Origin of the sequence: Mesorhizobium sp. M1329, from assembly GCF_040318035.1 — a bacterium.
GTDB lineage: Bacteria > Pseudomonadota > Alphaproteobacteria > Rhizobiales > Rhizobiaceae > Mesorhizobium.
Map to the genome: position 1 here is coordinate 175,177 of NZ_JAMYLN010000003.1, position 14,432 is coordinate 189,608.

Annotated in this window: 13 protein-coding genes; 6 read left to right on the forward strand and 7 right to left on the reverse strand. The window is 64.1% G+C overall.

What is annotated here, in order from left to right; genetic code table 11:
• Window positions 1-4 precede the first annotated feature (4 nt).
• Both NKH21_RS04465 and NKH21_RS04470 read right to left on the reverse strand, forming a co-directional pair.
• On the reverse strand, window positions 5-1,435 hold the full coding sequence (locus tag NKH21_RS04465) for an FAD-binding oxidoreductase (RefSeq protein ID WP_352863218.1): 1,431 nt from the start codon (window positions 1,433-1,435) through the stop codon (window positions 5-7).
• 18 nt (window positions 1,436-1,453) lie between these two features.
• Complete coding sequence (locus tag NKH21_RS04470) at window positions 1,454-2,434, reverse strand: L-threonylcarbamoyladenylate synthase (protein ID WP_352660911.1); 981 nt, start codon at window positions 2,432-2,434, stop codon at window positions 1,454-1,456.
• 60 nt (window positions 2,435-2,494) lie between these two features.
• Here NKH21_RS04470 and NKH21_RS04475 point away from each other — a divergent pair, with 60 nt between their 5' ends.
• Window positions 2,495-3,025 carry a hypothetical protein gene (locus tag NKH21_RS04475; protein WP_352660909.1) on the forward strand — a complete coding sequence of 177 codons (531 nt, stop codon included), beginning with the start codon at window positions 2,495-2,497 and terminating at the stop codon, window positions 3,023-3,025.
• A gap of 29 nt (window positions 3,026-3,054) precedes the next feature.
• On the opposite strand, the gene glyS is transcribed toward NKH21_RS04475, so the two are convergent.
• A complete protein-coding gene (glyS, locus tag NKH21_RS04480) occupies window positions 3,055-5,655 on the reverse strand; it encodes a glycine--tRNA ligase subunit beta (RefSeq protein WP_352863221.1) in 2,601 nt (866 codons plus the stop codon).
• 277 nt (window positions 5,656-5,932) lie between these two features.
• Between glyS and NKH21_RS04485 the strand changes: the two genes are divergently transcribed.
• Window positions 5,933-6,106: a hypothetical protein gene (locus NKH21_RS04485; RefSeq protein ID WP_352660904.1), complete on the forward strand. Its 174-nt coding sequence runs from the start codon at window positions 5,933-5,935 to the stop codon at window positions 6,104-6,106.
• Here the strand turns inward: NKH21_RS04485 and NKH21_RS04490 are convergent.
• The 3 genes from NKH21_RS04490 to NKH21_RS04500 all read right to left on the reverse strand — a co-directional run bounded on the left by NKH21_RS04490 (window position 6,103) and on the right by NKH21_RS04500 (window position 9,702).
• Window positions 6,103-7,023, reverse strand: coding sequence for a glycine--tRNA ligase subunit alpha (locus NKH21_RS04490; RefSeq protein ID WP_352661329.1), 921 nt, complete (start codon window positions 7,021-7,023; stop codon window positions 6,103-6,105). The genes NKH21_RS04485 and NKH21_RS04490 overlap by 4 nt on opposite strands.
• 88 nt (window positions 7,024-7,111) lie before the next feature.
• The gene (locus NKH21_RS04495; RefSeq protein ID WP_352661326.1) at window positions 7,112-8,887 is read right to left on the reverse strand and encodes a tetratricopeptide repeat protein; all 1,776 of its coding nucleotides are present in this window, start codon (window positions 8,885-8,887) and stop codon (window positions 7,112-7,114) included.
• A gap of 209 nt (window positions 8,888-9,096) precedes the next feature.
• Window positions 9,097-9,702: a TetR/AcrR family transcriptional regulator gene (locus NKH21_RS04500; protein ID WP_352660902.1), complete on the reverse strand. Its 606-nt coding sequence runs from the start codon at window positions 9,700-9,702 to the stop codon at window positions 9,097-9,099.
• A gap of 104 nt (window positions 9,703-9,806) precedes the next feature.
• Between NKH21_RS04500 and NKH21_RS04505 the strand changes: the two genes are divergently transcribed.
• Window positions 9,807-11,243, forward strand: a complete 1,437-nt coding sequence (locus NKH21_RS04505) for an MFS transporter (RefSeq protein WP_352863224.1) — start codon at window positions 9,807-9,809, stop codon at window positions 11,241-11,243.
• A 26-nt stretch (window positions 11,244-11,269) separates the two neighbouring features.
• Here the strand turns inward: NKH21_RS04505 and NKH21_RS04510 are convergent, their stop codons facing one another.
• Complete coding sequence (locus NKH21_RS04510; protein WP_292663011.1) at window positions 11,270-12,286, reverse strand: polyprenyl synthetase family protein; 1,017 nt, start codon at window positions 12,284-12,286, stop codon at window positions 11,270-11,272.
• A 160-nt stretch (window positions 12,287-12,446) separates the two neighbouring features.
• Here NKH21_RS04510 and NKH21_RS04515 point away from each other — a divergent pair, with 160 nt between their 5' ends.
• The 3 genes from NKH21_RS04515 to NKH21_RS04525 all read left to right on the forward strand — a co-directional run bounded on the left by NKH21_RS04515 (window position 12,447) and on the right by NKH21_RS04525 (window position 14,416).
• Complete coding sequence (locus tag NKH21_RS04515) at window positions 12,447-12,671, forward strand: putative signal transducing protein (protein ID WP_023674082.1); 225 nt, start codon at window positions 12,447-12,449, stop codon at window positions 12,669-12,671.
• A complete protein-coding gene (locus NKH21_RS04520) occupies window positions 12,671-13,471 on the forward strand; it encodes a tRNA1(Val) (adenine(37)-N6)-methyltransferase (protein WP_352660897.1) in 801 nt (266 codons plus the stop codon). The genes NKH21_RS04515 and NKH21_RS04520 overlap by 1 nt, the downstream gene beginning before the upstream one ends.
• A gap of 87 nt (window positions 13,472-13,558) precedes the next feature.
• Complete coding sequence (locus NKH21_RS04525) at window positions 13,559-14,416, forward strand: S49 family peptidase (protein ID WP_352456850.1); 858 nt, start codon at window positions 13,559-13,561, stop codon at window positions 14,414-14,416.
• Window positions 14,417-14,432 lie beyond the last annotated feature (16 nt).

The following is a 14,432-nucleotide window of genomic DNA, read 5'->3' on the forward strand; positions in this document are numbered from 1 at the left end:
AGGATCAGATAACCTTACCCGGATTCATGATGCCGGCCGGGTCGAACGCGGCCTTCACCCTGCGCATCAGCTCGATCGCCATCGGCGGTGCCGTCGCGATCAATTCGTCCCGCTTCAACTGGCCGATGCCGTGCTCGGCCGAGATCGAGCCGTGAAACGAGCGCACGACGTCGTGCACGGCCTTGTTCATGACGTGATAAAGGCCGAGAAACACCTCGTCGTCACCGTCGACCGGCCGGGAGATGTTGTAGTGCAGGTTGCCGTCGCCCATGTGACCGAAGCAGACGACGCGCGCGCCGGGACTGACCGATTGCACGGCGCCGGCGGCCTTTTCGATGAAGGGCGGGATCGACGCCACCGGCACCGAGATGTCGTGCTTGATCGAGGCACCTTCCGGTTTCTGCGCCTCGGGCAGCACCTCGCGGAAATTCCAGAACGCATCGCCCTGAGCCATGCTTGCCGCGATCACGGCATCGCCGACGATCCCTTGCTCGAGGCCTGCCTCCAGCACCTCCTCGATCAGCGCCCGTGCATCCTCGGCCGAGCGGCCCGACGAGATCTGCATCAGCACATACCACGGCCAATCGCCGGCCAGCGGCCGCGCCACGCCTTGTGCGTGGGCAAGCGTGAAGTCGTAGGGCCTCTGGCCGATCAGTTCGAAGGCGGTGAGCGCTGCCCCGGCACGGTCCATCGCCAGGCTGAACAGCGACAGTGCCGCCTCCGGCGATGACAGGCCGGCAAACGCCACCTCGCGCCCCTTGGGCTTGGGGAAAAGCTTGAGCACGGCAGCGGTGATGATGCCGAGCGTGCCTTCCGCGCCGACGAACAGGTTCTTCAAATCGTAGCCGGTATTGTCCTTTTTCAGCTTGCGCAAATCGTCGAACACTTCGCCGGTCGGCAGCACCACTTCGACGCCGAGGCAGAGCTCGCGCGCATTGCCGTAGGCAAGCACGCCGGTGCCGCCGGCGTTGGAGGATAGATTGCCGCCGATCTGGCAGGAGCCCTGCGCGGCAAGCGACAGCGGAAACAGCCGGTCGGCGGCATCGGCCGCTTCCTGCAGCGTCTGCAGGATGACGCCGCTTTCGACCGTCACCGTGTTGGACAGTGTATCGATCTCGCGGATGCGGTTCAGCCGCGACAGCGACAGCACGATCTCGCGGCCGGATGCGTCCGGCACCTGGGCGCCGACCAGCCCGGTGTTGCCGCTTTGCGGCACGATTGGCGTGCCGGTTTCGCTCGCCAGCCGCATGATGCGGCCGACCTCCTCGACGCTGCCCGGCCTCAGCACCAGGGCCGTCCTGCCGTGCCAAAGTCCGCGCCGCTCGGCGAGGTAAGGCGCGATGTCCTGCTGGTCGCGCAGTGCATATTTATCGCCGACGATTGTCGCAAAGCGCGCGACGACGGCGGGGTCGAGGTCGGGGGAAATGTCGTTCATGGGTGGAAACTATGGTGCTCAATCCATCTTGTCACGCGGGGCGATCTTGTCACGCGGGGCGGCGGCGCGCGAAAGCCTGTCGTTGATCGCCTCGCCCAACCCGTCGAACGGGATCGGCTCGACGGCGATGGTTTTGGCGCCGCTGCGATCGAGATCCTGCAGATGAGCGAAGAGATTGCTTGCCGCCTCGCGCAGGTCGCCGGTCTCCGACAAATTGCGCAGTGCGGCTGCATCGCGCCAGCCTTCGGCACGGCGGCCACCGAAGGCCAGCAAGGCTTCGCCTGGGGCGACCTCCGCAGCATTGAGCCGCACCGCCGCACCTGGTGCATAGTGCGAGGCAAGCATGCCGGGCGCCTCGACGACCGAAGCGCCGCGCAGCAACTTTGTCCCGGCGACCGCTTCGATCTCTTCGGCGGCAATGCCGCCCGGCCGCAGCAGCCGCAGCTTTCCAGCTTCGACCTTGACGATGGTCGATTCCAGCCCGACCGGCGTCGCGCCGCCATCGACCACAAGCTTGATCCTGGGACCGAGGTCGGCGGCCACGGCTTCGGCCGTCGTGGCGCTGATCCTGCCCGAGGAATTGGCACTGGGCGCCGCAAGAGCGCGGCCGAACCTGGCGATCAGCTCGCCGCCAAAGCCTTTCGGCATGCGCAGCGCGATCGTGTCCAGCCCTGCGGTGACCAGCGGATGAATGCCGTTGCCGGGCCGTTGCGGCAACACCAGCGTCAGCGGTCCCGGCCAGAATGCCTGCGCCAATCTTTCCGACAGCGGATCGAACCGCGCGATGCGCTCGGCCATAGCCGGATCGGCTATATGGGCGATCAGCGGGTTGAAGCGAGGGCGGCCCTTGGCTTCGAAGATACGAGCCACGGCAACGCCATTGGTCGCGTCGCCGGCCAGCCCATAGACGGTCTCGGTCGGGATGGCGACGACATCGCCGCTCTCGAGCAGCGCCAACGCCCTTTCCATCGCCTCGCCGACGGCACGAATTTCAGCCACTGTCGTTACCTCACGGATGCGGCTGCCTAATACGGCGACGCCGGGCGAGCAAGCCCGGCGTTGGCGAATCGCAAATCGTTAAAATGCTATGTTTCCCCGCAAGCCGGTATCAATTGCCCTCGGCTAAAGGTGCTGTGTTGTTGGGCAAGGGGGATTGTTATGCGTTCGATGCGTATCGTTGGAGCGCTTGGTCTGGCGTTTATGGCCGGCACGGCACAGGCCTCGTCGCTGGTTTTTCTCGGGCAAACGACCGCGACGCCTTCTGTGGTAAGTGCCAGCGCGCTCGAGCGGGGGAAAACACCGTCGATCGTCGTGCTCGGCGAGAAGTTGCCCAACGTCAATGAAACCGTCACCGATGAAAAGGTCGCGGCCATCCCGAGCCAGCCGAGTCATGGCTTCACCGCAAGCCCGATGATCATTCGCGGCGGTATCGTCGGCGATGCCTTTGCAACGCCCGCACCCAAGGCCGTGCCGGCCACCGCTGCCGCGCCGGCCGCGGACAGCAAGGCCGATCCAAAGGTCGCCAGCAAAACTCCTGAACCGGCGGCACCGCAGCCGGCGCCGCTAGCAGCTCCCGACCAGCCAAAATAGGGCCTGAAGCGAAGATTTCTTCGCGGACGTCAGCCGGCTATCTTCGAGAAATCGGCGACCCGATCGGTCGCCGCGCGGATGCGGGCGAGCAACGCCAGGCGATTGGCGCGCACCGCCTGGTCCTCATCGTTTACGAGGACTTTCTCAAAGAATGAATCAACCGGCTCGCGCAACACGCTAAGCGCCAGCATGGCGGCGGAAAAGTCTTCGTTTTGAATTGCTTCGCCGGCTTGCCTCTCGGCCTGATTCACCGCCGCGAACAGCTTCTTTTCCGCATCTTCGCGGAAAAGCGCCGGCTCGACACGGTCGGCGATCAGCGTGTTCTTCTTCTCCTCGGCGGCGAGAATGTTGGCCGCACGCTTGGTGCCGGCAAGCAGGTTCTTGCCATCCTCGGTATCGAGGAAAGAGCCGAGCGCTTCGACGCGGCGGACGATTTGCAGCAGGTCGTCGTTTTGTAATTGGCCAATCTCCCCCCTTGTGGGGGAGATGCCCGGCAGGGCAGAGGGGGGCGCCTCGCGCCGAGAGGCCGGCGGGACAGCGCCCCCCTCTGTCGGCTGCGCCGACATCTCCCCCACGAGGGGGGAGATTGGGCGCGAACCTGCCGCCAGCACCGCGTCAATCAGGTCATGCCGCGCACCCTGGTCGCGGAGATAGACCTTCAGGCGATCGTGAAAGAAGGACAGGAGGTTGTTGATCTCTTGCTGCTGCCTTTCTTCGGAACGCTCAAAGGTATTGTTTGAGATCGCGGAATCGCGTTCGATGACGAGATCGGTAAGCGAATCTCCTCCGAGTTGCTGCTCTAGCTCCGCAGCAATTTCGAACTGTCGGTCGAGTTTGGGATCGCGTATGTGATCTGCAATATCTTCGGACGCGATATTGGCCACAGATTTCAGGGACAACCTAATCCCGTTCTCGATCAGTATCCTCGTTACCCCCAGCGCCGCCCTCCTCAGCGCATAGGGGTCCTTCGATCCCGTCGGCTTTTCATCAATCGCCCAGAACCCGACCAGTGTATCCAGCTTGTCGGCAAGCGCTACTGCGATCGAAACCGGATCGGTGGGAACACGATCTGACGGTCCCTGCGGCTTGTAGTGTTCCTCGATCGCCGCGGCGACGGAAGGATGCTCGCCCTGCAGCAGCGCGTATTTGCGGCCCATGGCGCCTTGCAGTTCCGGGAACTCGCCGACCACCTCCGTGGTGAGATCGGCCTTAGCCAGAACGGCAGCGCGGCGGGCGAGCGCGGTAATCTCCCCCCTCGAGGGGGAGATGTCGCCGAAGGCGACAGAGGGGGTCGTCCCGCGTGGAGCGCCGACTTCCTTTTGCTTCGAAAGGCCAGATCGCGTCGCGTCAGCCGAAGCGACCCCCCCTGGCCTGCCGGCCATCTCCCCCTCGAGGGGGGAGATCGACTGCGCCACGATTGGTGCCAGTTCTTCCGCCAACCTGGCAATCCGCTCCACCCGCTCGCCTTGCGTACCGAGCTTGGCATGAAACGTCACATTGAGATGGTCGAGGCGGGCCATGCGCTGGTCGAGCGGCTTTTTGAGATCAAGTCCGAACTTTTCCGCCGATGCCTGCAGCTGGTCGAGATCCGGCAGGTCACCCTGGTCGGTCTTCCAAAAATAGAGCGCGTCGGACAGGCGGGCGCGCACCACCTTGCCGTTGCCGTGGGCGATCTCCTTGCCGCCATCCTTGGCCTCGATATTGGCGGTCAGGATGAAACGATTGGAGAGTTCGTCGCCCGCGCCGTGCGGTCGTGTCACGAAGCACTTCTGGTTAGCGCGGATGGTGAGCCGGATCACCTCGGCCGGTATGGCCAGAAAATCCTGCTCGAATTCGCCCATCAGTACGACCGGCCATTCGACCAGGCCCGACACTTCCTCCAGCAGGCCCTCGTCCTCGACGAGGTCGAGCCCGCTGGCGAAGCCGAGATTCCTGGCATCGGCAAGAATGATCTCCTTGCGCCTGTCGGCATCGAGCACGACCTTGGCCGCCTCAAGCTTGGCGACATAATCGTCGAAGCGGCGCACCGTGATGGCGCCCGGCGCATGAAAACGATGGCCGTAGGTGACATTGCCGGAGCGGATGCCGTCGATCTCGAAATCGACCACCACCGGCTCCTCGGTTTCGGGGCCGAAGGTGCACAGGATCGATTGCAGCGGCCGCACCCAGCGCAGCGAGCCGGGCTTGGCCGAAGCCGGCCCCCAGCGCATCGCTTTCGGCCAGGGGAAGTTGCGGATGATGCCCGGCACCAGCTCGGCGATGATCTGCTCCGCCGGCCTGCCCAGCCTGGAAATATGGGCGACATAGAAGTCGCCCTTCTTCGGATCGGAATGAACATGCGCCTCGGCAATCGAGGCAAGGCCGGCCTTGCGCAGAAAACCTTGCACCGCCGGCTCGGGCGCCTTGGTCGAGGGGCCCTTGATCTCCTCACTGATGTCCTTCGAGCGGGCGGTCAGGCCGCGAATGTCGAGCGTCAGCCGGCGCGGCGTCCAATATTCGCGCGCAGCCTCATAGGTCAGCCCGGCTTCGACCAGACCGTCGGTCAGCAGCTTCCTGAGATCGCCGGCCGCCTTGCGCTGCATGCGCGCGGGGATTTCCTCGGAACGAAGTTCTAGAAGCAGGTCAGGCATTGAAAGAGCTCACGCGACAAAAAACAGCCGCCGCTTGGCGGCGTCCTCCCCCATCGAGGCGGAGGTAAGCGGGGCATAGCAACTCGGTCGGCTGCTGTCACCCTTCCCAGCAAGATCGGGCCAGCACGATCAGGGCGTCCAACGGCGATTTCCGAAAAAATTCAGCCGCCTGTCGGACACGCGCCGGTCCGCCCGTCCTTGGATCAAAGATTTCCATGAACCGAACGCAGCGCTGAAGCGACCAACGCTCAGGCAGAGAGCTATTGGCTGAACGACCATGAAAACGGCATCGACATTCCTGCAGATCCTCGCGCTCAGCGCCTGTTTTACAGCGCAGGTGCATGGCACGTTCTCGATGCCCGGCGTCAGGCAAGCGCTGCGGACAATAGCCGGTGCAAGCGGCCAAGGTGCGTTACAAATCAGCGCTCCTGCCGAAATCGCCTGGAGCTAAGCCGCCATTCCACCCGCCTGCGTCAGCAGAAATGCCTCGCCGCAGGCCTTGGCCAGATTGCGCACCCGCAAAATATAACTCTGGCGCTCAGTGACCGAAATCACGCCGCGGGCGTCGAGCAGGTTGAAGACGTGGCTGGCCTTGATGCATTGGTCGTAGGCAGGGAAGACCATGCGGTGCATCGCTAGATTGTCGTTCGACGCCGGCGCGCCGGCTTCGAGCAGCGCCTTGCACTCGGCTTCGGCGTCTTCGAAATGGCGCAGCAACATCGCGGTGTTGGCGAATTCAAAATTGTGGCGCGAATATTCCTGCTCGGCCTGCAGGAAGACGTCGCCATAGGTCACCTTGTCGGCGCCTTCGCGGCCGTTGAAGTTGAGGTCGTAGACGTTGTCGACGCCCTGCACATACATGGCCAGCCGTTCCAGCCCGTAAGTGAGCTCACCCGCCACCGGTGCGCATTCGATGCCGCAGACCTGCTGGAAATAGGTGAACTGCGAGACCTCCATGCCGTCGCACCAGCACTCCCAGCCCAGCCCCCAGGCGCCCAGCGTCGGGCTTTCCCAGTCGTCCTCGACGAAACGGATGTCATGCAGCAGCGGATCAATGCCGATCGCGGCCAGCGAGCCGAGGTAAAGCTCCTGCAGATTGGGCGGATTGGGCTTCAGGATCACCTGGTATTGGTAATAGTGCTGCAGCCGGTTCGGGTTCTCACCATAGCGGCCGTCCTTGGGGCGGCGCGAGGGCTGGACATAGGCGGCGTTCCAGCGTTTTGGGCCGAGCGCGCGCAACGTCGTTGCCGGATGGAATGTGCCGGCGCCGACTTCCATGTCGTAAGGCTGGAGGACCACGCAGCCATAGTCCGCCCAGTAATTATGCAAGGTCAGGATCAGCCCCTGGAACGAGCAGCTGGGATGCATGTGGGCAGGGATATCAACGGTCACGGCGGCCTCCGGCGGGATGCGGCACCTCGTAGAGTGCCGCTCCGCGACCGTCAAGGCGATGGGATCACCCCTTCGGCGCGGGCGCCGGCACGGGCTTTACGTTCGGGGTTTCCTGCGCCGTGTTGGATTCGATCGGCGGCAGGCCCTTCATCAGCTTTTGCTGCAAGGTGGCAAGCACGTCCGGGTCCGGCTTCAGGTCGCGGGCCTGGTTCCACTGGAAGGTGGCTTCCAGCTTGCGGCCAACGCGCCAGTAGGCGTCGCCGAGGTGATCGTTGAGCACGGGATCCTCTGGCTTCAACGAAACGGCGCGTTCCATTTCGCGCACCGCGTCGTCGAACTGGCCAAGGCGGTAATAGGCCCAGCCCAGCGAATCGACGATGTAGCCGTCGCTCGGCCTCAGGTCGACGGCCTTCTGGATCATCGCGAGGCCTTCCTTGAGGTTCATGTTCTTGTCGACCCAGGAATAGCCGAGATAGTTCAGGACCTGCGGCTGGTCGGGGTAGAGCTCCAGCGCCTTGCGGAAATTCGGCTCGGCCTTCGGCCATTCCTTCAGCCGCTCATAGGCGATGCCGCGCTGGTAGAAGATGTTCCAGTTGGCGGCGGTCGGCGTCTTCAGCACCTCGACCGCCTTGTCGTAAAGATTGGCGGCGGAGCGGAAATCCTCCTTCGAGGAATAGACGCCGCCGAGCGCCAGATAGGCGCGCATGTCGTCGGGATGCGCATCGACGATAGCCTTGAGGTGGGTGATCGCCTCGTCGTTGCGGTCGAGATCGGCAAGGTTGAGGCCAAGCTGCAGGTCCGAAAGCTCCTTAAGCGGCGAACCGGCGGGGATGCGGCGATAGAGCGCGATGGCGCCCTCGCCGTCCTTCAGCTGCTCGGCAACGGCGGCAAGCTGAACGAGCGCCGCGTCATTGTCGGGCCGCAGCGCCAGCGCATATTGCAGATAGAGCCGCACGAACGGCTCGCCGCCGCCGCGGTTGAGCGCGGTGGCGAGATCGAGCAGGATTTCCGAGGCGCCGTCGGACGGACCGGCAACGAAGGGCTCGATTTTTTCGCCCTTGTTGATCTTGTCGCGAAGGGCCGCAATCTCGACCTTCCCGGGCGCAAACGCCTCGGCCTTGTCGAGCACCGACAGCGCCTTAGCCTTGTCGCCTTTGCGTGCGAGGAAAGAGGCGTAGGCCTGCGCGTTGCGCATCCATGTTTCGGGGGCCGCACCGCCTGCCGCCGTGTCCTGCAGGGTGGCGGTGTAGAGCGCATCCGCCCTGTCGGGCAGGCCGGAGGCGTCGGCGATCAAGGCACGGTGGAAGGACTTGAACAGGCTGAACCAGTCGGGGCCTTGCAGCTTGTCGATGGAAGCCATGGCCTCGCCGGCGTCACCCGCACCTTGCTTGGCCCAGCCGGTCATGACGCCGGAGATCAGCCGGTCGAGATCGGATTCGAGCGACAGCTTGAGCCAGTATTCGGCCTTAGAGAAATCCTTCTTGTGGAAGGAATCGATGGCCAGCGCCAGGCGCGAGAAGCGCTCGACGTCGGGAACCGCCTTGAGCTTGTCGGCATAGACCAGGGACTCGTCGAAGCGCCCCTGCGCGATCAGCGACAGCATCAGGCTCTGCTGCAGTCCCGTATCGTTCGGATCGAACGCAAGCGCCTGCTTGTAATAGGAAATGGCGCTGTCGAGGTCGTTGTCGCCATCGGCAATCCGCGCGGCGAGATAGGCTCCCGAGAAGGATGTGATCCTGACCGGCTCGGCGGTCTGTTTGGCATGCGCCGGCAAAGCCGAGATCGCCATGCCCGTCGCGATTGCCAGCCCCGTCAGCCAGCGCGCATATCCTTGCCGCATCATATCCCTTTCAGCCAAACGCCATCTCCGCGTCAGCGGGATCGCCGTAGACTCGATCTTTCCAGGTAAAGCATGGCCTTTTTGGGGTCGTGCTTCAACCCGGCCCGAATTCACAATCGGGTCAAGCAATTAATAAACCATACCGAAAGAGGTCGCACGACCGCATTGCGACAATCCGGCAATGGGAGACCGGCGTCACGGCCCCGAACTCAGGACGTTTGCGAAAGCCTTGCGTCGAGCGCCTGCATGGCGACGGTGACAAGATCGTGCAGCCGCTTTTTCGGCACGCCGTCGCGTGCCTGCACCGAAAGGCCGTGCATCAGCGTGGCGTAATAGTCACCCAGCGCCTCGGCATCGGTGTCCGGCTTCAATTCGCCATCGCGCACCGCTTGCTTCAACCGCTCGACGATCGATGCGGTACGCGCCAACCGGTGCTCCGCCAGCCATTGCAGCACGGCGTCATTTTCGACGGCGCAATTGGTGGCGGCCGTCACCACCATGCAGCCCTGCGGCCGCCCCGGCCTGGTATAGATTTCGACGGCGTCGCGAAGCACGCGCTCGATGACGCGCCGGACGTTTGGTTCTTCCTCCAGCGCCCGCGTGGCGAATCCGCCCTCATTGGCCTCGTAAAGTGCCACCGCTTCGCGAAACAGGTCCTCCTTCGAGCCGAAGGCGGCATAAATGCGCGCCGATGCGAGACCAAGCGCCGATACGAGATCGGCCATCGAAGTGCCCTCGTAGCCGCGCCTCCAGAAAGCGTCGCGGGCTTTCTCCAAGGCATGGTCGCGATCGAACTCCCTTGGCCTGCCTGCCATGGCGGTCTCCAATTTTTGTCGATCAACAAATAATCCGCTTGACTTCGGATTGCAAATCTCAATTCTTTGTCGATCATTAAATAATTGTCGACAAGGAGTCCCACATGAGTTCACTCGATCAAGGCGCGCCGCTCGGGGCAATGGCAGCGCAAGGAGCAAGCAGGGCGAAACATGGCGCAACGCTGGCGCTCCTCGCCTTCGCGCAGCTCATCATCTCGCTCGACCTCAACATCGTCTTCGTGGCGCTGCCGGAGATCGGCGCCGGCCTCGGATTTTCAGGCCAGACCCTGCAGTGGGTGGTCAGCGCCTATACCGTCTTCACCGGCGGCTTCCTGCTGTTCGGCGGCCGGGCCGCCGACCTGATCGGCCAGCGCCGCGTCTTCATCTTCGCGCTCTGGCTCTACGCGCTCTCATCTCTGGTCGGCGGCCTCGCCTGGTCGCCGGAAATCATCATCGCGGCACGCGCCGTACAAGGCATCGGCGCCGCGTTCCTGTTTCCTGCGACGCTGTCGCTGATCAACCGTCTGTTCGCCGAGGGAGCGGAACGCAACCGGGCGCTCGCCGTCTGGGGCGGCGCGGGCGCCAGCGGCCTGACGCTCGGTTCGCTTGCCGGCGGGTTTCTGACCAGCGCCTTCGGCTGGCCGTCGGTCTTCTACGTCAACGTGCTGTTGGCCGGGATCGCCATCATCGCGGCTTTCGCCATCATCCCTCGCGATCGCAAGCGGCACGAGCAGCGCAGCTTCGATATTCCGGGCGCACTGACCGTCACCGCCGGCGCGACGCTGCTTGTCTTCACCCTGGTTCAGGGGCCCGAATATGGCTGGGGATCGACCGCAATCATCGCCAGCGCGGCACTGGCCGCATTCTTCCTGATCGCCTTCACCGTGATCGAGGCGACGAGCGCCGACCCGCTCATGCCGCTGCGCTTGTTCCACAACCGCAGCCTCGTCGCCGGCATGACGATCACCTTCCTCTACATGGCCACTTTCGGAGCGCTGCCCTACTTCCTCACCGTGCTGCTGCAGAACGTGCACGGCTTCACCGCCTTGCAGACGGGCCTCGCCTTTCTCGTGCCGTCGGTCGCCATCGCCACCGGCACGCAAGCCGGCGAGCGTCTGGCGACGCGCTTTTCGACACGCAGCACGCTGGTCGGCGGCATGATCGTCGGCGCGGTAGGCACAGCATTGATGGTATCAGGCGCGACCGCGGAGAGCAGCTATCTGTCCCTCGTACCCGGCCTGATCGTCTCCGGCGTCGGACAAGGCATCGTCTGGACCGCAATGTGGATTGCCGCCGCTTCCGGCGTTGCCCTTGACCAGCAAGGCGTCGCCTCGGGCATGGCTTCGACGACGCTCAATGTCGGCAACGCCATCGGCATGGCCGTGCTGATTGCGATTGCGAACAGCCAAATCGGCGAATTGTCCGGCGATGCCTTGAAAACCGCCGTCGCAGACGGCATCCAGGTCGCCTTCTGGCTCGCGGCGGCGGGCATCGTCGTCAGCCTGCTCGCGGCAATCGTTCTTCCGGCGAAGGCTCGATGAGAACAGGCGCGGGGCGCTGACGCCTCTCAGTTCACCCGGCTGATGCAGAAATCGATGACGTCGATCAGCGCCGATTTCTGCGGCGTCGCCTCGAGCGGTGCCAGCGCGTCGCGGGCGATTTCGCCGAAATGGCGGGCGCGCCCGATGGTGTCGGCAATCGCGCCGTGGCGGAGCATCAGGCCGATGGCCTTCTCCAGCCCGGCATCGTCGGCGGCATTGTCCTCGATGGCGCGTTTCCAGAAGCTGCGCTCGGCCTTGGTGCCGCGCCGATAGGCGAGGATCACCGGCAGCGTCACCTTGCCCTCGCGGAAATCGTCGCCGACATTCTTGCCGAGATCCTTGCTGGTGCCGCCATAATCCAGCGCGTCATCGATCAGCTGGAAGGCAAGGCCGAGATTCATGCCGTAGGAGCGGAGTGCTGCGCGATCGTTGCGCGTCGCCTGGGCGATGACCGGGCCGACCTCGGCGGCGGCTGAGAACAGCGCCGCGGTCTTGGCCTTGATCACCGCGAAATGCTCGTCCTCGGTGGTTTCGAGGTTTTTGGCGGCGGCAAGCTGCATCACCTCGCCTTCGGCGATCACCGAGGCCGCACTCGACAGGATGTCGAGCGCTTCCAGCGAGCCGACATCGACCATCATGCGGAAGGCCTGGCCGAGCAGGAAATCGCCGACCAGAACACTGGCCTGGTTGCCCCAGATCATGCGCGCCGTCTTCTTGCCGCGCCGCATGCCGCTTTCGTCGACAACGTCGTCGTGGAGAAGTGTCGCTGTATGCATGAATTCGACCGATGTGGCGAGCTTGACATGGCCGTCACCGGAATAGCCGAACATCTGGGCGGCGGCGAGCGTCAGCATCGGCCGCAGCCGTTTGCCGCCGGACGAGATCAAATGGTTGGCAATCTCCGGAATCATCTCGACATCGGAGCCGGCCTTCGACAGGATCAATTTGTTGACGCGCCCCATATCGGCGGCGGTCAGGTCGATGAGGTCCTTTATCGAGGCGGCTTCGCGCTTCCCGTTTTCAATGTTGAGAACGACACCCACGGCAAAACTCCCAACCTCGATATGCACGACGGCAACATGGTCCCTGGACAGACTCTAGGGTGTCACCCACCGGTGCGGCAAGAGGCGAATTGGCGCGCCGGCTCTGGTACATGATCACGCCTACGTTTACATCAACGCCGCAAACTGCGAGTTTCATCCGATGATAGAGCTCATCCGCACCAACGACGCCGTCATCATTTCGTTTGTCGAATCGCTGATGCGCGATGCCGGTATCGGCTGTTTCGTCGCCGACCAGAACATGAGCGTGCTCGACGGCTCGATCGGCATCCTGCCCCGCCGTGTCATGGTGGACGCCGACAAGGCCGATGCGGCACGGCGCATCCTGACGGATGCCGGCATCGCCAACGAGATCCGCCAAAAATAATGTCCGCGTCGCCCGCTGCCCTTGTCCCGGACATGCCGGCTCATACGGTCGATGCCTTCCATCGCGGTCGCTTCTGGCTGGTGCAGCCGAGAAAGGCAGGCCACCGCGCCGGCATGGATGCGATGATGCTGGCGGCTGCGGTGCCGTCCTCGTTCGCCGGGCGGCTTGCCGACTTTGGCGCGGGCGCGGGTGCCGCCGGCCTGGCGGTACTGTCGCGCTGCCCCGGTGCCGCGGCCGTGCTCGTCGAGCGTTCTCCGGAAATGGCGGCCTTCGCCACAACCACGCTTGCCCATCCCGGCAATGCGCATCTCAGCGACCGCGCTTCGGTGCTCGTCGCCGATGTCGCGCTTTCGGGCCGGGCGCGAACGGCCGCCGGCCTCGAGGACAACAGCTTCGATTTCGTTATCATGAACCCGCCGTTCAATGCCGCCGTGGATCGAGCGACGCCCGATCCGCTGAGAAAGGCCGCGCATGTCTCGGAGGACGGATTGTTCGACAGCTGGATCCGCAGCGCGGCCGCGGTGGTCAGGCCGGGCGGCGGGCTGGCCGTCATCGCCCGGCCGGAACAGCTCGGCGCCATCCTCGATGCCATTGCCGGCCGCTTCGGCGACGCCGAGATGCTGGCCGTCCATCCTCGCCCCGAAGCGGCGGCGATCCGCATCGTCGTCCGGGCAGCACTCGGCGCACGCGGCAAACTGTCGATCCAGCCGCCGCTGATGCTGCATGCCTACTCAGGCAATGGCCCTTCGGAGAGGGCAGAGTTGATCAATAACGGGCTGGCGTCGCTGTTCGGAGATTGATCCATTTTGATTGCCAGGGTGACGGCATTGCCGTTGGCCGGCGAATTCCTACATGCCTCAAGCAAATCGACCGGAGACCGCCCCCTCGTGAAACGCCTTTTCAACCGCCTGCTGCCGAAATCCTGGCGCTCCACCGTCGTCACCATTCCGGTCATCCGGCTGCACGGCACCATCATGCCCGGCGGCGGCCAGTTCCGGCCCAGCCTGTCGCTCGCTTCCACCGCCGGTCTTCTCGAAAAGCTGTTTTCATTCGACGCGCCGGCGGTCGCCATCTCGATCAATTCGCCAGGTGGCTCGCCGGTGCAGTCGCGGCTGATCTTCAGGCGCATCCGCGACCTGGCCAGCGAGAAGAACAAGAAGGTCCTGGTTTTCGTCGAGGACGTGGCGGCATCGGGCGGCTACATGATCGCGGTCGCCGGCGACGAGATATTTGCCGACCCGTCCTCCATCGTCGGTTCGATCGGCGTGGTGTCGGCCTCGTTCGGCTTTCCGGAGCTGTTGAAGAAGATCGGCGTCGAGCGCCGCGTCCACACCGCCGGCCAGAACAAGGCGGTGCTCGACCCGTTCAAGCCGGAAAAGAAGGAAGACGTCGAGCGCCTGAAGGCGCTGCAGCTCGAGGTCCACGAGACCTTCATCGATCTCGTCAAGGACAGGCGCGGCAGCAAGCTGAAGGACGATCCCGACCTGTTCACCGGCCTGTTCTGGACGGCCAAGAAGGGGCTCGAGCTCGGGCTGGTCGATGCGCTCGGCGACATGCGCAGCGTGCTGAAGAGCCGTTTCGGGCCGAAGACCCAGCTCAAGCTGATCACCGCGCCGCGCGGCCTGTTCGGCCGCTTCGGCCTGTTCGGCTCGAGCTTTTCGGCGCCCGATATCGCCGCCGCCGCGGCAAGCGGCGTCATCGATGCGGCGGAAGAGCGCGCGCTGTGGGCGCGCTTCGGGCTTTGAAAAGCCGGTGAAAACG

Bases quoted from the DNA above. Each gene is read 5' to 3' on its own strand.
- NKH21_RS04505 (WP_352863224.1), top strand. From the start codon at position 9,807: ATGAGTTCACTCGATCAAGGCGCGCCGCTCGGGGCAATGGCAGCGCAA.
- NKH21_RS04490 (WP_352661329.1), bottom strand. From the start codon at position 7,023: ATGCATCCCAGCTGCTCGTTCCAGGGGCTGATCCTGACCTTGCATAAT.
- glyS (WP_352863221.1), bottom strand. From the start codon at position 5,655: ATGCCTGACCTGCTTCTAGAACTTCGTTCCGAGGAAATCCCCGCGCGC.
- NKH21_RS04495 (WP_352661326.1), bottom strand. From the start codon at position 8,887: ATGCGGCAAGGATATGCGCGCTGGCTGACGGGGCTGGCAATCGCGACG.
- NKH21_RS04500 (WP_352660902.1), bottom strand. From the start codon at position 9,702: ATGGCAGGCAGGCCAAGGGAGTTCGATCGCGACCATGCCTTGGAGAAA.
- NKH21_RS04520 (WP_352660897.1), top strand. From the start codon at position 12,671: ATGTCCGCGTCGCCCGCTGCCCTTGTCCCGGACATGCCGGCTCATACG.
- NKH21_RS04465 (WP_352863218.1), bottom strand. From the start codon at position 1,435: ATGAACGACATTTCCCCCGACCTCGACCCCGCCGTCGTCGCGCGCTTT.
- NKH21_RS04485 (WP_352660904.1), top strand. From the start codon at position 5,933: ATGAAAACGGCATCGACATTCCTGCAGATCCTCGCGCTCAGCGCCTGT.
- NKH21_RS04515 (WP_023674082.1), top strand. From the start codon at position 12,447: ATGATAGAGCTCATCCGCACCAACGACGCCGTCATCATTTCGTTTGTC.